Source organism: Tardiphaga sp. 768_D3_N2_1 (assembly GCF_052076105.1).
Taxonomy (GTDB): domain Bacteria; phylum Pseudomonadota; class Alphaproteobacteria; order Rhizobiales; family Xanthobacteraceae; genus Tardiphaga.
The window spans coordinates 4,862,565-4,882,255 of record NZ_CP197245.1; the positions used below are offsets into that span (position 1 = coordinate 4,862,565).

Annotated in this window: 18 protein-coding genes; 7 read left to right on the forward strand and 11 right to left on the reverse strand. The window is 62.0% G+C overall.

Features of this window, described 5'->3' with window-relative positions; all coding sequences use genetic code 11:
* Positions 1–4 precede the first annotated feature (4 nt).
* On the reverse strand, positions 5–415 hold the full coding sequence (locus AB8A27_RS22775; RefSeq protein WP_315839533.1) for a GNAT family N-acetyltransferase: 411 nt from the start codon (positions 413–415) through the stop codon (positions 5–7).
* Positions 416–419: 4 nt separating this feature from the next.
* Complete coding sequence (cobS, locus tag AB8A27_RS22780) at positions 420–1,427, reverse strand: cobaltochelatase subunit CobS (RefSeq protein WP_092148573.1); 1,008 nt, start codon at positions 1,425–1,427, stop codon at positions 420–422.
* Positions 1,428–1,585: 158 nt separating this feature from the next.
* Between cobS and AB8A27_RS22785 the strand changes: the two genes are divergently transcribed.
* The 3 genes from AB8A27_RS22785 to AB8A27_RS22795 all read left to right on the forward strand — a co-directional run bounded on the left by AB8A27_RS22785 (position 1,586) and on the right by AB8A27_RS22795 (position 3,493).
* Entirely contained in the window at positions 1,586–1,714 is a 129-nt protein-coding gene (locus AB8A27_RS22785) for a hypothetical protein (protein WP_441243868.1), read from the forward strand.
* 26 nt (positions 1,715–1,740) lie between these two features.
* Positions 1,741–2,391 carry a DedA family protein gene (locus AB8A27_RS22790; protein ID WP_441243869.1) on the forward strand — a complete coding sequence of 217 codons (651 nt, stop codon included), beginning with the start codon at positions 1,741–1,743 and terminating at the stop codon, positions 2,389–2,391.
* A 139-nt stretch (positions 2,392–2,530) separates the two neighbouring features.
* A complete protein-coding gene (locus tag AB8A27_RS22795; protein ID WP_441243870.1) occupies positions 2,531–3,493 on the forward strand; it encodes an acetyl-CoA carboxylase carboxyltransferase subunit alpha in 963 nt (320 codons plus the stop codon).
* 12 nt (positions 3,494–3,505) lie between these two features.
* Here AB8A27_RS22795 and AB8A27_RS22800 read toward each other — a convergent pair whose 3' ends face one another.
* Positions 3,506–4,450: a GlxA family transcriptional regulator gene (locus tag AB8A27_RS22800; protein ID WP_441243871.1), complete on the reverse strand. Its 945-nt coding sequence runs from the start codon at positions 4,448–4,450 to the stop codon at positions 3,506–3,508.
* A 122-nt stretch (positions 4,451–4,572) separates the two neighbouring features.
* On the opposite strand from AB8A27_RS22800, the gene AB8A27_RS22805 reads away from it, so the two are divergent.
* Positions 4,573–5,379 carry an SDR family NAD(P)-dependent oxidoreductase gene (locus tag AB8A27_RS22805; protein WP_441243872.1) on the forward strand — a complete coding sequence of 269 codons (807 nt, stop codon included), beginning with the start codon at positions 4,573–4,575 and terminating at the stop codon, positions 5,377–5,379.
* Between the two features lie 124 nt (positions 5,380–5,503).
* Here the strand turns inward: AB8A27_RS22805 and AB8A27_RS22810 are convergent, their stop codons facing one another.
* Positions 5,504–6,442, reverse strand: coding sequence for a peptidylprolyl isomerase (locus AB8A27_RS22810; protein WP_441243873.1), 939 nt, complete (start codon positions 6,440–6,442; stop codon positions 5,504–5,506).
* A 369-nt stretch (positions 6,443–6,811) separates the two neighbouring features.
* On the opposite strand from AB8A27_RS22810, the gene secA reads away from it, so the two are divergent.
* A complete protein-coding gene (gene secA, locus AB8A27_RS22815; RefSeq protein WP_441243874.1) occupies positions 6,812–9,658 on the forward strand; it encodes a preprotein translocase subunit SecA in 2,847 nt (948 codons plus the stop codon).
* Between the two features lie 204 nt (positions 9,659–9,862).
* Complete coding sequence (locus tag AB8A27_RS22820) at positions 9,863–10,567, forward strand: MgtC/SapB family protein (RefSeq protein ID WP_441243875.1); 705 nt, start codon at positions 9,863–9,865, stop codon at positions 10,565–10,567.
* A gap of 32 nt (positions 10,568–10,599) precedes the next feature.
* Here the strand turns inward: AB8A27_RS22820 and AB8A27_RS22825 are convergent, their stop codons facing one another.
* Both AB8A27_RS22825 and AB8A27_RS22830 read right to left on the reverse strand, forming a co-directional pair.
* Complete coding sequence (locus AB8A27_RS22825) at positions 10,600–12,105, reverse strand: L,D-transpeptidase family protein (RefSeq protein ID WP_441243876.1); 1,506 nt, start codon at positions 12,103–12,105, stop codon at positions 10,600–10,602.
* Positions 12,106–12,406: 301 nt separating this feature from the next.
* Positions 12,407–13,060: a J domain-containing protein gene (locus AB8A27_RS22830; RefSeq protein WP_441243877.1), complete on the reverse strand. Its 654-nt coding sequence runs from the start codon at positions 13,058–13,060 to the stop codon at positions 12,407–12,409.
* A gap of 137 nt (positions 13,061–13,197) precedes the next feature.
* On the opposite strand from AB8A27_RS22830, the gene AB8A27_RS22835 reads away from it, so the two are divergent.
* Positions 13,198–13,473, forward strand: coding sequence for a BolA family protein (locus AB8A27_RS22835; RefSeq protein ID WP_441243878.1), 276 nt, complete (start codon positions 13,198–13,200; stop codon positions 13,471–13,473).
* A gap of 167 nt (positions 13,474–13,640) precedes the next feature.
* Here the strand turns inward: AB8A27_RS22835 and AB8A27_RS22840 are convergent, their stop codons facing one another.
* Genes AB8A27_RS22840 through AB8A27_RS22860 form a run of 5 tightly spaced genes read right to left on the reverse strand, consistent with a single transcriptional unit; the run spans position 13,641 to position 19,657 of the window.
* The gene (locus tag AB8A27_RS22840; RefSeq protein ID WP_115032620.1) at positions 13,641–13,868 is read right to left on the reverse strand and encodes a formate dehydrogenase subunit delta; all 228 of its coding nucleotides are present in this window, start codon (positions 13,866–13,868) and stop codon (positions 13,641–13,643) included.
* Positions 13,840–14,694: a formate dehydrogenase accessory sulfurtransferase FdhD gene (gene fdhD / locus AB8A27_RS22845; protein ID WP_441243879.1), complete on the reverse strand. Its 855-nt coding sequence runs from the start codon at positions 14,692–14,694 to the stop codon at positions 13,840–13,842. Before fdhD ends, AB8A27_RS22840 begins: the two co-directional genes overlap by 29 nt.
* Positions 14,695–14,697: 3 nt before the next feature.
* Positions 14,698–17,601 (reverse strand): formate dehydrogenase subunit alpha, encoded by a 2,904-nt coding sequence (gene fdhF, locus AB8A27_RS22850; protein WP_441243880.1) that lies wholly within the window; start codon positions 17,599–17,601, stop codon positions 14,698–14,700.
* An 11-nt stretch (positions 17,602–17,612) separates the two neighbouring features.
* Positions 17,613–19,169 carry a formate dehydrogenase beta subunit gene (locus tag AB8A27_RS22855; protein ID WP_441243881.1) on the reverse strand — a complete coding sequence of 519 codons (1,557 nt, stop codon included), beginning with the start codon at positions 19,167–19,169 and terminating at the stop codon, positions 17,613–17,615.
* Positions 19,166–19,657, reverse strand: a complete 492-nt coding sequence (locus AB8A27_RS22860; RefSeq protein ID WP_184512234.1) for a formate dehydrogenase subunit gamma — start codon at positions 19,655–19,657, stop codon at positions 19,166–19,168. Before AB8A27_RS22860 ends, AB8A27_RS22855 begins: the two co-directional genes overlap by 4 nt.
* Between the last annotated feature and the right edge of the window lie 34 nt (positions 19,658–19,691).

The window sequence follows — 19,691 nt, forward strand, 5'->3', positions numbered from 1 at the left end:
GTCCTTACAGCGCCTTGGTAAACCAGTGGCGCGTCACGCCACCTGGATAACCATCAATGGTGCCTAAAGCTTCATAGTCACAGGCGCGGTAGAAGTCTGGCGCCTGAAAACTCATCGTATCAACATAGGCACGCACTGCGCCGAAGTTTCGCGCTTGATCCTCAATCGCTTCGATCAGCGCCTTGCCATGACCCTTGCCGCGAAACTGCTGATCGATCCAGAAGAGCTGGATGAACAGCACGGTCATCCAGACTTCGCCAACAATGCCGCCGACGACCTCTTTCTTGTCGCGCAACGAGATGGCGAAGCTCTTGTGCTTCTGCTTCCCCATCTTCTCGACATTGTAGCGAAACAGGCCACCTTGAACCGCGCGCTTGGTTGCTCCAATCGTGCGCTCCACAGTGACCTGCGCCATCACATCAGCTCAGCGCCACGTTGACCGAGCTTTCCGGCAGCTCTGCATTGAAGCAGCGCTGATAGAATTCGGCGACCAGCGGACGCTCGAGTTCGTCGCACTTGTTGAGGAAGGTGACGCGGAAGGCGAAGCCGATATCGCCGAAGATGTCGGAGTTTTCCGCCCAGGTGATCACCGTACGCGGGCTCATCACCGTCGACAGATCACCATTGGCGAAAGCGTTACGCGTGAGATCGGCGAGGCGCACCATCTTGTTGACGATGTCGCGACCCTCGGCGTTCTGATAGTGCTTGGCCTTCGCCAGCACGATCTGCACTTCCTCGTCATGTGCCAGATAGTTCAGCGTCGTGACGATCGACCAGCGGTCCATCTGGCCCTGGTTGATCTGCTGGGTGCCATGATAGAGGCCCGACGTATCGCCGAGACCGATCGTGTTCGCGGTTGCGAACAGACGGAACGCCGGATGCGGCTTGATGACCTTGTTCTGGTCGAGCAGCGTCAGGCGGCCGGAGACTTCCAGCACGCGCTGGATCACGAACATCACGTCCGGGCGGCCGGCGTCATATTCGTCGAACACCAGCGCGACGTTGTGCTGCAGTGCCCAGGGGAGGATGCCGTCACGGAATTCGGTGACCTGCTTGCCGTCGCGGACCACGATCGAGTCCTTGCCGACGAGGTCGATACGGCTGATGTGGCTGTCGAGGTTGACGCGTACGCACGGCCAGTTGAGGCGCGCGGCGACCTGTTCGATATGGGTCGATTTGCCGGTACCGTGGAAGCCCGTCACCATCACGCGGCGGTTGCGCGAGAAGCCGGCGAGAATGGCAAGCGTTGTGGCGCGATCGAACCGGTAATCGGGATCGGCGTCCGGCACATGCGGATCGGATTCAGAGAACGCAGGCACTTCGAGGTCGGAATCGATGCCGAATACCTTGCGCACCGAGACCTTGATATCGGGTATGCCAGTCAACGCGTCGGGCTTTTCTTGCAGTTTGGTCGAGGCGGCGGTCATCAATCCTCCGTGGTCCCGGATATCCCGAAACCAGTCTAGTTACGGCTGCGGATGGGGTGCTTTGTGGAACGTAGCAGAGAGCCGCGGCCGGACAAAGCCCAAGACAACATGATCGGCGCTATCAAAGTTCCCAAATGTTATCATCGAGATAGGTTGTAATGACGATTTTTGGAAGCCTGCCCTGCGAAACGGGCGCGGCTGGCATGCCGATGAATTTGCATGACTATTCGGGGATCAATCCGGGCGGCGCGCAATTTGATCCGTATATTGGCATTACCGTTGATTGAGGCGCCTGGCGCCGGATCGGATATTCGTGACGTCCTTCATTGATGCCCTGACCCATTTCGTCGCCGCGCATGGCTGGCTGGGTTACCTCACCATCTTCCTCGCCGCCCTGCTGGAGGCGGTACCCGTGCTGGGCACGTTCATTCCCGGCACCACGATCATTCTGGCGCTGAGCGCCCTGATCCCGGCAGGCGACCTCGGCCTGGTGGGGGTGCTGGTGGCTGCCGTGGCGGGCGCCGTGCTCGGCGACGGCGGTGCATTCTGGATCGGCCATGTCCGGCAGCGGCAACTGCTCGATGCGTGGCCGCTGTCGAATTATCCGGGCGTGGTGGCGCAGAGCGAGGCCTTCTTCCACCGCTTCGGGACGCTGGCTGTGTTTCTCGGCCGCTTCGTGCCGCCGATCCGCGCTTTTGTGCCAGTCACAGCCGGCGCGCTGGGGACCGCGCCGGCGAAATTCTATGCCGTGAACATCCCCGCAGCATTGATCTGGGCGCCGGCGCATGTGCTGCCTGGCGTGCTCGCAGTGTCGGTCCTGGACCGCTATGGCGGCATTGCCGGCCTCGAAGGCCAGGCCAAACACTACTGGATTCAGGCAGTGATCGTGACGGCCGCGCTGGCCGGCGCCACCATCTGGTGGTGGCATCGCCGCAAACGCAACACAGCGATGGAAGCGTCATAAAAAGGCATTTCAACGTTGAAATATCTCTTTGATTTTTCAGAGCAAATGACGCCATCGCGGCTTGACTTGCAGCCCCGATTGACTTGAAAAGCCTGCACCGGCAGTTTCGCCCGCCATCCGTCCTCCCCATATCCAGTGAATGTCCGAACCCATGCGCAGCTATCTCGACTTCGAAAAGCCCGTCGCCGAGCTTGATTCCAAGATCGATGAATTGCGCACGCTGGCTGCCGGCGGCAGCGACATCGGCGAGGAGATCGTGCGTATCGAGGACAAGGCCGTCGCGGCGCTGCACGAGCTCTACGCGAATCTGACGCCGTGGCAGAAGACCCAGGTCGCGCGCCACCCACAGCGCCCACACTGCATGAATTACGTGGAAGCGCTGATCACCGAATTCACGCCGCTCGCCGGCGACCGCAAGTTCGGCGAGGATGAAGCGCTGGTGGCCGGCTTCGGCCGTTTCCGCGGCGAGAGCGTCTGCGTGCTTGGCCAGGAAAAGGGCAACACCACCGAAAGCCGGCTCAAACATAATTTCGGCATGGCCCGCCCCGAGGGTTACCGCAAGGCGGTACGCCTGATGGAGATGGCCGACCGTTTCAACATTCCCGTGCTGTCGCTGGTCGATACCGCCGGCGCCTATCCCGGCATCGGCGCGGAAGAACGCGGTCAGGCTGAAGCCATTGCGCGCTCGACCGATGCCTGCTTGGGCCTCGGCGTCGCCAATGTCGCCGTGATCATCGGCGAAGGCGGCTCGGGTGGCGCGATCGCGATTGCCACCGCCAACAAGGTGCTGATGCTGGAGCACGCGATCTATAGCGTGATCTCGCCGGAAGCCGCATCCTCGATCCTGTGGCGCGACAGCTCGAAAGCGCAGGAAGCCGCGACCAACATGAAGATCACCGCGCAGGATCTGCTGAAGTTCGGCGTGATCGATTCTGTTCTGAAAGAGCCGCCCGGCGGCGCCCACCGCGACCCCGCCGCGATGATTGCCACCACCGGCGGCGCCATCGCCCAGGCCTTCAACGACCTGCGCGGCATGGATGCGACGGCGGTGCGTCAGCAGCGGCGGCAGAAGTTTCTGGATATCGGCCGCAAGATCGGCTGATAGGCACTTATCTCACGCATCCATTGGCGAACGCGCGTTGCGGCGGATCACCTGCGGTGGCTGGCCGTAGGCGCGCAGAAACGCGCGTCGCATGCGATCGCGATCGGCAAAGCCCGTCTGCTCCGCGACAGTATCGATCGGATGCCGGCTTTGCTCCATCATCAGTCGCGCAGCCTCCAGCCGCAGATGTTCGATCGCCTTGGCGGGTGACTGACCTGTCTCGGCATGAAAGGCGCGACTGAACTGACGCGGGCTGAGACTTGCGGCATCGGCGAGATCATTCACCGTCAGCGGCTTCTGCAGATTGTCACGCGCGAAGGCGAGCGCCTTCTGGATGCGATCCGATTTTGGTGACAGTTCAAGTAACGCCGAGAACTGCGACTGACCGCCCGCACGGCGATGATACATCACCATTTTACGCGCGATGTTGCGCGCCACATCAGCGCCAAGATCGGCTTCGACCAGAGCGAGCGCCAAATCGATACCCGCTGACATGCCGGCAGAGGTCCACACTGCATCGTCGCAAATGAAGATGCGATCCTCCTCGACCTTCACCTGCGGATACTGTTTCTGCATGTCGCGGGCATAGGCCCAGTGCGTGGTCGCGCGCCGACCATCGAGCACGCCCGCTTCGGCAAGCACGAAGGCTCCGACGCAAATCGCGGCCACCCGACGCGCGCGGTCTGGAGCCTCGCGCATGAAGTCGACCAATCCGGGAGGCGGTATCTCAACCGTGAGTCCGCCGCCGACGATCAGCGTATCGTAGGCGGTGTCATCGAATGCTTCGGTCGTGACGCTCATACCCAGCGACATGCCGACCGGACCGCCCTGCTCCGACAGAATGCGCAGATCGTAGGGCTTTGGTTCGATAAAGACGTTGGCCAATTCGAACACCGAGAGTGCCGCAAAGCTGATCGGCGAACAGCCGGGCGATACAACCAAACCGATGCGCTGCATGTGTTGGCTCCCGCAAGATAATACGTCCTAAAACGCCGTTTATATGACATTTAAGACATAACAGCGCAAGACTAGGTTTCCTGACACGGCCGCTGCGGCCGAGAGCATTCAGGAGAACGACAATGACTGTTTCACACCAGGGCACGGCGCTGATTACGGGCGCTTCGACCGGCATTGGCGCTGTCTACGCGGACCGGCTGGCCAAGCGTGGCTATGATCTCATTCTGGTGGCGCGCAATCAGGACAAGCTCACGGCACTCGCCAAACGGCTGACCAGTGAGACGGGAAGATCGGTTCGCACACTCGCGGCCGATCTCGGCGCCAAGGCCGATCTCGCCAAAGTCGAAGCTGTGCTGCGCGACGATGCGAGCATCACGATGCTGGTCAACAATGCCGGCGTCGGCGCGGTGGCACCGTTGCTCAATGCCGATATCGACAAAATGGAAGACATGATCACGCTGAATGTCACCGCGCTGACACGACTGACCTATGCCGCGGTGCCCGGCTTCGTCGCGCGCAAGAAAGGCACGATTATCAACATCTCGTCGATCGTCGGCATTGCCGCGGAGATGCTCAATGGCGTCTACGGAGCCAGCAAGGCCTATGTGCTCAGCTTCAGCCATTCGCTGGTGCATGAACTGGCCGACAAGGGCATCCGCGTGCAGGCGGTATTGCCCGGAGCAACGGCCACCGAGTTCTGGGATATCGCGGGCTTCCCGCACCAGAATATGGACCAGGCCATCGTCATGCATGCGAACGACATGGTGGATGCGGCGTTGGCTGGTCTCGATCAGGGTGAACGCGTCACCATCCCGGGTCTGCAGGACGGCGACGACTGGACACGTTTTGAGGCGGATCGCCGCACGCTATCGGCGAAGTTTGGTCATTCGAAGCCGGCCCCGCGCTATCGGGTGAAGGTGCCAGCATAAGCGTTGCCGGCTCGGCAACTAGAACTCCGTCGCGCCCGGGCTTATCCCGGGCATGACGGAGTATGTGTTGCAGACAGCAAAAAGCCCGCCCTCTCGAAAGAGGGCGGGCTTTTCAATTCCCGAATTACTTCTTGGCCGGGGCCATCTTGCTGTCGGCCGGCTTCGGCGCGTCCTTGGCGGCAGGTGCGGCGGGAGCAGCGTCCGCGGGCTTTGCAGCAGCCTGGTCGATGCGCTCGACCTTGGCGCCTTCACGCAGCTTGGTGACGTAGTCGGCCTGCGCCTTGCGCACCACATACTGTTCGATCTGCGGCTTCACCTGCTCGAATTCCGGCGCCTTGCGGTTGCGCTTTTCCTCGACCTTGATGATGTGCCAACCGAACTGCGACTTCACGGGGTCCGAGATCTTGCCCGGCTCCAGCGCGAAGGCGACGGCGGAGAATTCCGGCACCATCTGGTCCTTGGTGAAGAAACCGAGATCGCCGCCATCGGCCGCGCCCGGATCCTTCGACTTCTTCTTGGCGAGTTCGGCGAAATCGGCGCCCTTCTTCAGCTCGTCCGCAACCGTCTTGGCCTCGGCCTCGCTCTCCACCAGGATGTGGCGGGCATGGACCTCGGCTTCGCCGGTGATCTGCTTGGCCGCGTCCTCATAGACCTTCTTCATGTTGTCGTCGGTCAGGGCTTCCTTGCCCTCGACGGCCAGCAGATTGTCCATCAGCAGACGGTTGCGGGCGAAGGCCAGCTTGGACTTGAAGTCGTCGCGGTCGGCGATCTTCTTGTCCTCGGCCGCCTTGGCGACGATCTTCATGTCGATCAGGAACGACAGGACATTGTCCTTCCGGGTCGCGGGATCCATCTGGGCGAGGCTCGGACCGAGTTCTTCCTCGGCAATGGTGACGTCGCTCTGGCGGATTTCCTGGCCGTTGACCCTGGCGAGGACCGGATTGGCGTCCTGCGCGTAAACCGGGAAACTGGTGAGGAAGGCCACCGCAACAGCGCCGGTCAGGGCAGCCAGAGTGCGGACCGGGCGCTGGCCCGGCTTAAGAGCGGGCGATACGAAGGTCATGGAAAATCCTTATCTCGGATAAGAGCCTGTTGGGGACGGCGGACACTCTCCCAAACGTGCCGTCTTGGCAACGCGAAAACTCTGTCAAAATGATGAAATCCTTGAGAGGTTCGCGCCGTTGACAACCCCCCACACGGGCCATATCTCTCCCCGACCGGGCCGGTGGCGAAGGCGCGATTTCGGCCGCGCCGTGGTCATTGAACCCCTGATTGCCCTGCACCCACTCATCTCCCGGGGTCTTGCTTTTTTGGCTCTCCCGCACCGGGGTCCAGACAGCAATCCGCCACAGACTTTGGATATGACGAGGCTGGGCGACCGCTGCACCATTCCACGGCTTTCGGGCCGCACTGCTAAAGACAGGATTTCGTGATGATCGGCGCGCTCGCCCGCAAGTTCTTCGGCTCTGCCAACGACCGCCGCGTCAAGGGATATCAATCGCGCGTTGCCGCGATCAATGCGCTGGAGCCGGAAGTCTCGGCACTGTCGGACGATGCGCTGAAAGCGCGCACCGCCGAGTTCAAGGCGCAGCTCGAGGCCGGCAAGACCCTCGACGATCTGCTCGTTCCCGCTTTCGCCACCGTCCGCGAAGCTGCCAAGCGTACCCTCGGCCAGCGTCATTTCGACGTCCAGCTGATCGGCGGCATGGTGCTGCATGAGGGCGACATCGCCGAGATGAAGACCGGCGAAGGCAAGACGCTGGTCGCGACCCTCGCCGTCTATCTGAACGCGCTCGCCGGCAAGGGCGTGCATGTCGTCACCGTCAACGACTACCTCGCCAAGCGCGATAGCGGCTGGATGGGCCAGATCTACTCGTTCCTGGGCCTCACCACCGGCGTGATCGTGCACGGCCTCGATGATGCCGAGCGCCAGGCGGCCTATGCCTGCGACATCACCTACGGCACCAACAACGAATACGGCTTCGACTATCTGCGCGACAACATGAAGTACCGGCTGGAGGACATGGTCCAGCGCGCGCATTTCTACGCCATCGTCGACGAAGTCGACTCGATCCTGATCGACGAAGCGCGTACGCCGCTGATCATTTCCGGCCCGCTCGACGACCGCTCGGAATTCTACAACACCATCGATACCTTCCTGCCGAAGCTTGAAAAACTCACCGACTTCGAGGTCGACGAGAAACAGCGCACCGTGACGCTGACCGAAGCCGGCATGGAGAAGATCGAAACCCTGCTGCGCGACGCTGGCCAGCTCAAGGGCGAGACCCTGTACGACGTCGAGAACGTCTCCGTCGTACATCACATCAATCAGGCGCTGCGCGCCCACTCGCTGTTCACCCGCGACAAGGACTACATCGTCCGCGACGACGAGGTGATCATCATCGACGAATTCACCGGCCGCATGATGCAGGGCCGCCGCTATTCGGAAGGCCTGCACCAGGCTCTGGAAGCCAAGGAACATGTGACGGTCCAGCCGGAAAACCAGACGCTGGCCTCGATCACCTTCCAGAACTACTTCCGCATGTACAAGAAGCTGGCCGGCATGACCGGTACGGCGCTGACCGAAGCGGACGAACTGTTCGACATCTACAAGCTCGAAGTCGTCGAGGTGCCCACCAATATCGGCATCGCCCGTCTGGATGAGGACGACGAGGTCTATCGCACCCAGAACGAGAAGCATGCCGCGATCCTGGCCGAGATCGAGCGCGCCAACAAGCGCATGCAGCCTGTGCTGGTCGGTACTGCGTCGATCGAGAAGTCCGAAGTGCTCGGCGAGTACCTGCTGAAGAACGGCTACAAGCAGATCGACTTCAGCGATCCGAAGGGCATGACCAAGCTCTATGCGGCAGCCCGCTCCGGCAAACCCGCGAAACTGTTCGCGGTGCTGAATGCGCGCTTCCACGAACAGGAAGCCTATATCGTCGCCGAAGCCGGCGTTCCCGGTGCCATCACCATCGCCACCAACATGGCCGGCCGCGGCACCGACATCAAACTCGGCGGCTCGTTCGAGATGCGCGCGCAGATCGAAACGGCTGACATCACCGACGAGACCGAGAAGGCCGCCAAGATCGCCGAGATCAAGGCCGAGATCGAGCGCTTCCGCGAGACCGTGCTGAACGCCAAGGAAATCGTCGAGATCGAGCCGGCCAAGGGCAGCAAGCCGGCCAAGACCGTCGAGAAACCCGGCGGCCTCTACATCATGGGCTCAGAGCGTCACGAGTCACGCCGCATCGACAACCAGCTGCGCGGCCGCTCCGGCCGTCAGGGTGACCCTGGCCGGTCCAAGTTCTTCCTGTCGCTGGAAGACGATCTGATGCGCATCTTCGGTTCGGATCGTCTCGATACGATGCTGACCCGCCTTGGCCTCAAGGAAGGCGAGGCCATCATCCATCCGTGGATCAACAAGGCGCTCGAGAAAGCCCAGCAGAAGGTCGAGGCGCGCAACTTCGACATCCGCAAGAACCTGCTGAAATATGACGACGTTCAGAACGATCAGCGCAAGGTGATCTTCGAACAGCGCGTCGATCTGATGCAGAACGAGAGCGTCGCCGAGACCGTCAACGACATGCGCCGCGCCTTCGTCGAGGATCTGGTCACCAAACACGTGCCGGAAAACCAGTATGCCGAGCAGTGGGACGTGGCCGGCCTGAAGGAAGAGCTCAAGCGCGTGCTCGACCTCGATCTTCCGGTCGACGAATGGGCCAAGGAAGAAGGCATCGCCGACGAGGAACTGCTCAACCGTATCGAGCAGAAGGCCGACGAGCATATGGCGGCGAAGGTCGCCCAGTGGGGCCCCGACGTGATGCGTTACGTCGAGAAGACCATCCTGCTGCAGACGCTGGATCACCTGTGGCGCGAGCATCTGGTGATGCTGGATCACCTGCGTCAGGTCATCGGCCTGCGCGGCTATGGCCAACGCGATCCGCTGCAGGAATACAAGGCAGAAGCCTTCAACCTGTTCGAGGCAATGATCTCCAATCTGCGCGAAGCCGTCACGGCACAATTGATGCGCGTCGAGATCGTGCCGCCGGACGTGCAGCCCGAACTGCCTGTCATGGAAGCCCACAAGCTCGACTACAACACCGGCGAGGACGAGATGGCCTTCGCCAATGCGGCGCTGGCTCCGATGGGCCAGCAGCAGCCCGCTGCCGCCCGCGATCCGAACAACCAGGACACCTGGGGCAAGGTCGGCCGCAACGAGGATTGCCCATGCGGTTCGGGCAAGAAGTTCAAGCACTGCCACGGGCGATATACGTAAGCTCACCACCGGGTAGATCGCCAAACCATCGGAAATCCCTCCCCTCGCGGGAGGGATTTTTCTTTTGAGCCTGTTAGTTCCACGCATTCACGCAGCCAAGCACTGCGCTGGATATCGCTCACGACGATTGGACAACGCGTCGCAGAGGACTAGCCTGATCCGCCGCGCCGACATGAACGGCCGCAGGAATGAGGAGGCGTCCTGATGATGTCCAATTCCGAGATGCTGATCCGCCTGGTTTCCGCTGCAGCGCTCGGCAGTCTGATCGGCTTCGAGCGCGAGCGGTTACTGTGGGCTGCGGGCATTCGGACGCATATGCTGGTCTGCGTCGGCTCCTGCCTGATCATGCTGGTCTCGCAATACGGCTTCTCGAACATTCTCGCTCAGGATCATGTCGTGCTCGATCCCTCGCGCATCGCGGCGCAGGTGGTGTCGGGCATCGGCTTTCTCGGCGCGGGATCGATCCTGGCGCGCGGCGAGATCGTGAAAGGACTCACGACAGCAGCAAGTATCTGGACGGTGGCGGCGATCGGGCTTGCGGTGGGCGGCGGGTTGTATCTCGCAGCCGGCGCGTCGACGGTGATCATCCTGATCATCCTCGTCGGCATCAAACCGCTCGAAGAGGCCTATCGCTCGCGCAACCAGACCTGCATGCTCAAGGTGGAAGTCGAGAACAATGGCCTGACGCCGGAATTGCTGCGCGAGACATTGTCGCTGCGCCCCAGCCAGGTGAAGCGCTTCCTCGTGGAAAGTCGCGATCCTCAGGGCACCGACCAGCTCTCGATCCTGCTCAGCAAGGTGTCGTCACAGGATATCGCCAGCTATCCTTCGAAGCTGCAGGAGCTTGATGGCGTGAACCGGGTGAGCATCGTGAAGCGTGCGAGCAACAACGGCGCCAATCACACGTAAGCGAGATGTCTGCAGGAAGAGCGACGCGCGTCTCAGCGCATCGCAGAGAAGCGATCCGAGAACGAATTCGCTGACACCACCGGGGCTGCGCCTGACAGCGCGGCTGTGCCGGCGCCGCCGCCGGAGGCCGGCGCGGATGGTTCGGCCGACAGCGTCGGCTTGAGCGGCGGGCGTGGGGTTGCTGCAACGACCGGCGCAGGCGCAGCAGCCGGCTTTGGTGCAGCGACGGCGGCGGGCGCCGGGGCAGGTTTGGCAGCGGTCGCAGCCTTTGGCTTGGCGGCCGGTGTCGGCACCGGTGCAGCAGCCGGCGGCGCAGCGGTGGTGGTGGCCGTCGTGTCCGAACCGCCGATGCCGACCTTCTTGGCGAGATTGCTGAAGAAGCCGCCATCCGACGAGGCCGACGCGACACGCGTGGAAGGCGCGGCGACGACCGGCTCTTCCGATGCCGCGAAGAGCGACGCCGAATAGGAGGCTGTCGCCGCAGCGGTTGCCTTCGGCGGATTGACGTGCGGCGGGATGGTGCCCGGTGCGCGCGAATAGGCGGCGGTCTGCATGCCCGGCAGCTCCGGATCCGACAGGCCGGTGGAGGCATCAGGCAGCTTGGCGGCGAAAACGCGGTTCATGCCACCGTCGATATCGGGACGGCGCTGCGCGACCGGCGTGCCTTTGGCGATCAGTTCGGCGACCTTGGCGTCATCCTGCGCCTGCTTGGCGCTGACGGCATCGGCGATCTCGGACGGGATCTGGTAGACCGGGCACTTGGCCGAGGCATTGAACACCAGCGGCTTGGTCGATCCCGCGGGCGCGGCCGGATCGAACACATACTTGTTCTCGCAGAACTCGACCTTCGGCTCCTGCCGCGTCACTTCGAAATGATCATAGCCCTGCTTAATCATCTTCCAGAACGGCATGTTCGGGTTGTTGCGATGCTTGGCCATGTTGACCGGCGTCATCTTGAACGGGAACGCCGCGAACTGGAACGAGCGCTGCCCGCCGAAGAAAGACTCACGACCCAGCGAGTAGATCTCGGCGATCTGCTCGTCGGTCATGGCGAAGCAGCCGCGCGACGAGCAATCGCCATGCACCATCAGCTGCGAACCGGTGCGTCCCAGCGACTTGTCGAAGGCGTTGGGGAAACCGGTATTGAAGGAGAGATAGTAGGACGAGCGCGGATTCATCTGCGCCGGCGTGATCGAATAGAAACCTTCCGGCGCCTGACGATCGCCTTCCTTGACCTTCGGACCGAGATCGCCGGACCAGCGGCAGATCGGATAGGTCTTCAGCAGCGCGAACTGGCCGGAGCGGTTCTGCTTCCAGACTTCGAGTTCGGCTTCCTGCTTGAACACGCGGACCAGCATCGGCGACTGCAGGTCCATGTCCTTTTCAGTCATCTCGGCGACGAGCTTGGGAGGAACGGGCTGGTTGGCCTTGGCATTGCTGGCGAGCGACATGTCTTCGCCATTGCAGCCGGCAAGCACCACGCCTGTCGCAAGTACGACCGACGTCAGCAGCGCGCGAACAAGCGAGCGATGTTTCAAAGCCAAGCTCCGCAGCCGGCAGGACGCCGACACCCCAAGTTCTGAAGTCCCGGAATAAAGACAAATTAGCCCTTATTCGTACGCAAATATTAGCCTTAAGGCCCCCTGCTCGCAAGGCAACTGGCCGTGAGCGGCAGCTTCCCTTCCGGCGATGGTCAACAGAGATTGAAGATCTGAGGCCGGGCGGAATTACGGCGGGATCCGGCACCGGAGCGAATTAAGCGGGCGGGGACAGCTTATGCTTAATGGTTTGGCACACTGTCGTCAGCCCCGCGAAGGCGGGGATGACACGAGAGAGCGCCTACGAGCCCCGCACCACGGTCTTCAAGTAGTTGTAAGCCTTGATGATTTCGATCAACCGGTCTTCCGTGGAACGGTCGCCGCCATTGGCGTCGGGGTGGTGCTGCTTCACCAGCGCCTTGTACTGTGTCTTGACGTCGTCCAGCGTTGCGCTGGGGCCGAGACCCATCACCTGCAGCGCCTTGCGCTCGGCATTGAAGATCTTGCGGGTTTCTTCCTTGATCGGCGCCTGCGGTTTGCGGGCCCGGCCGCGGCCCATGCCCATACCGTTCATCTCGTTGAACATGGCGAACGGGTCGATCGCGCCGTCGAGGTCGGGCTGCCCCTTGGCCTTATCCGGAGAGCCGTTGGCGCCCATCTTCCAGGTCGGACGATGGCCGGTCAGCGCATCCTTCTGGTACTTGGCGACCGCGTCGGGAGCCATGCCCTGGAAGAAGTTGTAGCCCTGATTGTATTCGCGGACGTGGTTCAGGCAGAAGTGCCAGTATTCCTTGTCCTGCGCACGGCCCTTGGGCGCGCGGTGCGGCCCCTTGTTCTTGCACTCGGGCCATTCGCACATAATAGCTTCTTCGCGCGCAGCGGCCTGCTGCTTCGCGCTCAGCTTGTTCGGCTTGATACGGATGCTGTCGAAGAATTTGGATGAGTCGATGGGCATGGCTGACTATGACAACGCAATGCAAAAAGCTTCAAGTCTTGACATTCGGATTACCTCATTCAGCGCCCTGCGCCGCACCAATGTGGTCGCCATATCGTGATTGACCATGAGCGGCGCGAACCGCTAAGCCGGCCATCATGACCATGAAAGATAACATCACAAAGAAGCTGACAGAGGCTTTCGCGCCTCTCAGCCTCGCCGTGACCGATGAATCGCATTTGCATGCCGGTCACATGGGCCACCGCGAGGAGGGTGAAACCCACTTCAGGGTCAATATTGTGTCGGAGGCCTTCGAAGGGAAGAGCCGGATCGACCGCCATCGCATGATCAACGAACTGCTGGCGACGGAACTCGCGGGAACGGTACATGCGCTGGCGCTGAAACCGCAGACGCCGAAGGAAGCGGGCGGTTAGCTCGCCTACCTCGCCGACCCCAATCTGTCATTCCGGGGTGCAAACGCACCTTTGCGCACGCGAGCCCGGAATCCCGACATGGTTGAACACTACGGGATTCCGGGTCTTCGCCTACGCCGGCAAACGCCGGCTGCGGCGAATCCCGGAATGACGGGTGCGGGTTGGTCCTACTTCTTCAGCGACGCGATCGCCTCGAGGACGTTCGGCTTCAATCCCGCCCCGCCGTTGTCCAGATGTTCGAAGATCTTCTTGCGCATGCGCGGATCCCAGAACTTCTTGATATGCTCCGCAATGCCGGCAACGGCGTGATCGTGCCCCTGGCTGTTGAAGAAGTCGCCAATCTGGTTGGCCATGTAGATCAGCCGGTCAGGCGACGTCGATGTGTGGGTGTCCATGCTCTTGTCCTGATGCATCCGCCACGACGTGCGGAAGCACGCGGTGCGGATGTGTGAAAACTTCAAAACCGTCGCTGCGCGCGATCGCGGCAAGCGTGATACCGGCAGCCTCCGCCATGCGGATGGCCAGCGCGGTGGGTGCCGAGACCGACACCATCAGCGGCGCGCCGATGGCCGCCGTCTTCTGCACCATTTCGACAGAGACGCGGCTGGTGAGCAATACCATGCCCTGCCCTGCATCGACCTTGGCCTGTGCCAGTGCACCGGCCAGCTTGTCGAGCGCATTGTGCCGTCCGACATCCTCGCGGAGCGCGACGATGCCCTTCTCGGGCGTCCAGAACGCGGCAGCATGCACCGCACGGGTTTCGATATTGATCTTCTGCAACGGCGCCAATGTATCCATTGCCGCCATGATCTGATCGAACGAGAACGAGCCACCGGCAGCAACCACCGCAGCGGGCTTCACCGCCTCGGTGATCGAGTCGATGCCGCACAGACCACAGCCCGTCGGGCCTGCGATCTGCCGGCGCCGTGCGCTGATGCTTTCGGCTTTCTCTGCCGCCAACCACATGCGCAACTCAACGCCGTCGTCGAATTCGACCGCCTCAAAGCTCTCGATCTCGTCGATGGAGGCAACCACGCCTTCGCTCAGGCTGAAGCCATAAGCAAAGTCGCGATAGTCCTGCGGCGTCCCCATCATGACGGCATAGGTGCCGCCATTATAGGTGATCGCCAGCGCAGTCTCTTCCGGCACGGCGCGCAGCCCCTCGCTGACGCCGGTTTGGCGCCAGACCTTTCGCGAGGCTTTGCGAACCGGATCGTGCATGACTTACTCGGCAGCCTCCAGCGGCGCGATGCGACGCGAGTGGCGGGCCTGCTCCTCGTATTCCTTCTGCCACTCCGACGGACCGTTGGAGGGCGAGATCTGCACCGCCGTCACCTTGTATTCCGGACAGTTGGTTGCCCAGTCCGAGAATTCGGTGGTGATGACGTTGGCCTGCGTCGTCGGGTGATGGAAGGTCGTATAGACCACACCCGGCGCCACACGCTCGGTGATCAGCGCACGCAGCGTCGTCTCGCCGGCACGGCTCTGCAGCCGCACCCAGTCACCATCGCGAATGCCACGCTGTTCGGCATCGTGCGGATGCAGCTCCAGACGATCCTCTTCATGCCAGATTACGTTCTCGGTGCGCCGCGTCTGCGCGCCGACATTGTACTGGCTGAGAATACGGCCGGTGGTGAGCAGCAGCGGGAAACGCGGGCCGGTGCGCTCGTCCGTAGCGACATATTCGGTGCGCATGAACTTGCCCTTGCCGCGCACAAAGCCGTCCATATGCATGATCGGCGTGCCCAAAGGCTGCTTCTCGTTACACGGCCACTGCACGGACCCTTCCTTCTCCAGCTTCTCGTAGGAGACGCCGGCAAAGGTCGGCGTCAGCGCCGCGATCTCATCCATGATCTGCGACGGGTTGTCATACTTCATCTCGAAGCCCAGTGCCTTGGCAAATCCCAAGGTCACTTCCCAGTCCTCAAGGCCGTTCTTCGGCGACATCACCTTGCGGACGCGCTGGATGCGACGTTCGGCATTGGTGAAGGTGCCGTTCTTCTCCAGGAAGGTAGAACCCGGGAAGAACACATGGGCGTAGTTGGCGGTCTCGTTGAGGAAGAGGTCGTGAACGATGACACATTCCATCGAGGAGAGCGCCGCGACCACATGCGAGGTGTTCGGGTCGGACTGCAGGATGTCCTCGCCCTGCACGTAAAGGCCCATGAAGGTGCCTTCGGTGGCCGCATCGAACATGTTCGGAATGCGCAGGCCCGGCTCGGGATTGAGCTTGACGTTCCACATCGCCTCGAAGCTCTCGCGCACCGCGTCGCCCGCGATATGACGATAGCCCGGCAGTTCGTGCGGGAACGAGCCCATGTCGCAGGAGCCCTGCACATTGTTCTGGCCGCGCAGCGGGTTCACGCCGACACCGGAACGACCGATATTGCCGGTGGCCATTGCGAGATTGGCGATGGCGATGACCGTGGTCGAACCCTGGCTATGCTCGGTGACGCCGAGGCCATAATAGATCGCGCCATTGCCACCGGTGGAATAGAGCCGTGCGGCTGCGCGCAGTTCTTTCGGATCGACACCGGTCATGATGGCGGTGGCTTCCGGGCTGCGCGAGGGTTCGGCGACGAAGGACGCCCAATCCTCGAACTCGCTCCAGTCGCAGCGCTCGCGCACGAAGGTCTCGTTGACGAGTCCCTCGGTGACGATGACATGCGCGATCGCGGTGAGCACAGCCACATTGGTGCCGGGCAGCAGCGGCAGATGATGCTGTGCCTCGATATGGGCCGAACGCACGATGTCGGTGCGGCGCGGGTCCACAACAATGAGCTTGGCGCCCTGGCGCAGGCGCTTCTTCAAGCGCGAACCGAACACCGGATGACCATCGGTCGGATTGGCGCCGATGATCATGACGACATCGGTGTCTTCCACTGAGTCGAAATCCTGCGTGCCGGCCGAGGTGCCGAAAGTGGAGGACAGGCCATAGCCGGTGGGCGAGTGGCAGACACGGGCGCAGGTGTCGACATTGTTGTTGCCGAAGCCGGCGCGGATCAGCTTCTGCACCACATAGACTTCTTCATTGGTGCAGCGTGACGACGTGATGCCGCCGATGGAGTCGCGGCCGTATTTGGCCTGGATACCCTTGAACTTGCTGGCTGCGAAATTGAACGCCTCGTCCCACGACACTTCGCGCCACGGATCGGTGATCTTTTCGCGGATCATCGGATTGAGGATACGCTCCTTGTGGTTCGCATAGCCCCAGGCGAAGCGGCCTTTAACGCAGGAATGGCCACGATTGGCCTTGCCGTCCTTCCACGGCACCATGCGCACCAGCTCTTCGCCGCGCATTTCCGCCTTGAAGGTACAGCCGACGCCGCAATAGGCGCAGGTGGTGATCTTGGAATGTTCGGGCTGGCCGATCTCGATCACGGCCTTCTCGGTCAGTGTCGCGGTCGGGCAGGCCTGCACGCAGGCGCCGCAGGAGACGCATTCCGAGCCCAGGAAAGATTCGTTCATGCCCGGCGACACGCGGCTGTCGAAGCCACGGCCGGAAATCGTCAGCGCGAACGTGCCCTGCACTTCCTCACAGGCGCGAACGCAGCGCGAGCAGACGATGCACTTGGAGGAATCAAAGGTGAAGTACGGATTCGACTCGTCCTTCGCCATCCAGCGATCGTTTTCGCAGGCTTCCGGCGAATTGTGGGTGTGCTGCGGACCCGACTTGGCGAACACATGGTTCTCGCCGTCATAGCCGTAGCGCACGTCGCGCAGGCCGACGGCGCCGGCCATATCCTGCAATTCGCAATCGCCATTGGCGGCGCAGGTGAGACAGTCGAGCGGATGGTCGGAGATATAGAGCTCCATCACGCCCTTGCGCAGCGCCGCGAGCCGCGCATTCTGGGTGTGAACCACAAGGCCATCCATCGCAGGCGTCGTGCACGAGGCCGGCGTGCCGGCGCGGCCTTCGATTTCGACGAGACAGAGACGGCAGGAGCCGAAGGCATCCACCATGTCGGTGGCGCAGAGTTTCGGAATCTCCGTGCCCATCTCCATGGCAGCGCGCATGATCGAGGTGCCCTCGGGCACCGAGACGCTCTGACCGTCGATGGTCAGTGTCACCATCTTTTCGGACTTGGAAAGCGGGGTGCCGTAGTCGATTTCGTGGATGAGCGACATGATGTGCTCCTTTACTCTGCGGCCTGAAGACGCGTGGGCGCCGGGCCGAAATCCTCAGGGAAATGTTTCAGCGCACTCATCACCGGATACGGCGTGAAGCCGCCCAGCGCGCAAAGCGAACCGAACTTCATGGTGTTGCTGAGGTCCTGCAGCACCGCGATGTTCTCGGCCACGCGTTCGCCACGCCGGATCTTGTCGATGGTCTCGACGCCGCGGGTGGAGCCGATACGACACGGCGTACACTTGCCGCAGGATTCGATGGCGCAGAATTCCATCGCGAAACGCGCTTGCTTCGACATGTCGACCGTATCGTCGAACACGACGATGCCGCCATGGCCGATCAAGCCGTCGCGCTTGGCAAAGGCCTCGTAGTCGAACGGCGTATCGAACAATTCGCGTGGGAAGTACGCCCCGAGCGGACCGCCGACCTGCACTGCGCGCACCGGCCGGCCCGTCAGCGTGCCGCCGCCGATATCGTCGACCAACTCACCCAGCGTGATGCCGAAGGCGACTTCGAACAGGCCACCATGCTTGACGTTGCCAGCGAGCTGGATCGGCATGGTGCCACGGGAACGACCCATACCGAAATCGGCATAAGCCTTGGCTCCGCCGTCAAGAATGAACGGGACCGCGGCGAACGACAGCACGTTGTTGATGACTGTGGGCTTCCCGAACAGGCCCTTATGCGCCGGCAGTGGCGGTTTTGCCCTGACGATGCCGCGACGGCCCTCAAGGCTCTCCAGCAGCGCAGTCTCCTCGCCGCAGACATAGGCGCCGGCGCCAACGCGGACTTCCATATCAAAACTATGCGCGGAGCCCTGGATGTTGTTGCCGAGCCAGCCCGCGCGCTTCGCGGCCTTTATGCCCTCTTCCATCGCAATGACAGCGTGAGGATATTCCGAGCGAATATAGATGTAGCCCTTGGTCGCGCCTACGGCGACACCGGCGATGGTCATGCCCTCGATCACGACGAAGGGATCGCCTTCCATGATCATGCGGTCGGCAAAGGTGCCGCTATCGCCCTCGTCTGCGTTGCAGACGATGAATTTGCGGTCGGCCTGGGTTTCGGCCACGGTCTTCGCCTTGATGCCGGTGGGGAAACCGGCGCCGCCACGGCCACGCAAACCAGAGGCGGTGACGTCGGCGATGATGGCGGCGCCGTCCAGGGTCAGCGCGCGCGCCAGGCCCTTATAGCCGCCATGCGCGATGTAATCCTCGATCGACCGGGGATCGACGACACCGCAACGCACAAAGGTCAGACGCGTCTGCTTCTTGAGCCACGGAATCTCCTCCGCGACACCAAGACGCAGCGCGTGTGGGCCGTTTGCGACCATGGCGTCGAGCACCGACGCAACATCTTTCTCTTCGACCGGCCCGAAAGCGACGCGGCCTTCCGGCGTCGCGACTTCGATCATCGGCTCCAGCCACAACAATCCGCGCGAACCGGGGCGAATGATCTCGATTGCGAGCTTGCGGTTTTCAGCCTGCGCTTCGAAGGCACTAACGAGTTCATCGGCGCCAACCGAAACGGCTGCAGCGTCGCGCGGGATGTAAATCTTGAGAGTCATCGCTGTGCCTCCGCGACCAGCGCATCAATGCGCTTCTCATCGAGGCGGCCAACCAGACGGCCATCAAGCATCGCCGATGGCGCCGTGGCGCAAAGCCCGAGGCAATAGATCGGCTCTAGTGTAACACGCTGATCCGCCGTCGTGTTTCCAAACTTTACACCCAATTTCGCTTCCGCGCGTGCCGCCAGTGCATCGCCGCCGGCCGCCTGGCAAGCCTCGGCGCGGCAGATCTTCAGCACATGTTTGCCGGCCGGTTCATGCCGGAAGTCATGGTAGAAAGTGAATACCCCATGGACCTCGGCACGCGACAGGTTGCGCGCCAGCGCGATCATCGGGATTGCCGGCTCCGGCACATAACCGAAGGCTTCCTGCATCGCATGCAGGATCACGATCACGCCGCCTTCCACATGGGACAGGCTCTCGATGATCTCGGTGCCTCGGTCGGCACTCCAGGGCTCATAAGCGTTGGGCTCGTAGGCTGCGTTCATCCCGGTACTCGATTGATCTTATGACTGGAAAACC

Bases quoted from the DNA above. Each gene is read 5' to 3' on its own strand.
- AB8A27_RS22775 (WP_315839533.1), bottom strand. From the start codon at position 415: ATGGCGCAGGTCACTGTGGAGCGCACGATTGGAGCAACCAAGCGCGCG.
- cobS (WP_092148573.1), bottom strand. From the start codon at position 1,427: ATGACCGCCGCCTCGACCAAACTGCAAGAAAAGCCCGACGCGTTGACT.
- AB8A27_RS22785 (WP_441243868.1), top strand. From the start codon at position 1,586: ATGACGATTTTTGGAAGCCTGCCCTGCGAAACGGGCGCGGCTGGCATG.
- AB8A27_RS22795 (WP_441243870.1), top strand. From the start codon at position 2,531: ATGTCCGAACCCATGCGCAGCTATCTCGACTTCGAAAAGCCCGTCGCC.
- AB8A27_RS22800 (WP_441243871.1), bottom strand. From the start codon at position 4,450: ATGCAGCGCATCGGTTTGGTTGTATCGCCCGGCTGTTCGCCGATCAGC.
- AB8A27_RS22805 (WP_441243872.1), top strand. From the start codon at position 4,573: ATGACTGTTTCACACCAGGGCACGGCGCTGATTACGGGCGCTTCGACC.
- AB8A27_RS22810 (WP_441243873.1), bottom strand. From the start codon at position 6,442: ATGACCTTCGTATCGCCCGCTCTTAAGCCGGGCCAGCGCCCGGTCCGC.
- secA (WP_441243874.1), top strand. From the start codon at position 6,812: ATGATCGGCGCGCTCGCCCGCAAGTTCTTCGGCTCTGCCAACGACCGC.
- AB8A27_RS22820 (WP_441243875.1), top strand. From the start codon at position 9,863: ATGATGTCCAATTCCGAGATGCTGATCCGCCTGGTTTCCGCTGCAGCG.
- AB8A27_RS22830 (WP_441243877.1), bottom strand. From the start codon at position 13,060: ATGCCCATCGACTCATCCAAATTCTTCGACAGCATCCGTATCAAGCCG.
- AB8A27_RS22835 (WP_441243878.1), top strand. From the start codon at position 13,198: ATGACCATGAAAGATAACATCACAAAGAAGCTGACAGAGGCTTTCGCG.
- AB8A27_RS22840 (WP_115032620.1), bottom strand. From the start codon at position 13,868: ATGGACACCCACACATCGACGTCGCCTGACCGGCTGATCTACATGGCC.
- fdhD (WP_441243879.1), bottom strand. From the start codon at position 14,694: ATGCACGATCCGGTTCGCAAAGCCTCGCGAAAGGTCTGGCGCCAAACC.
- fdhF (WP_441243880.1), bottom strand. From the start codon at position 17,601: ATGTCGCTCATCCACGAAATCGACTACGGCACCCCGCTTTCCAAGTCC.
- AB8A27_RS22855 (WP_441243881.1), bottom strand. From the start codon at position 19,169: ATGACTCTCAAGATTTACATCCCGCGCGACGCTGCAGCCGTTTCGGTT.
- AB8A27_RS22860 (WP_184512234.1), bottom strand. From the start codon at position 19,657: ATGAACGCAGCCTACGAGCCCAACGCTTATGAGCCCTGGAGTGCCGAC.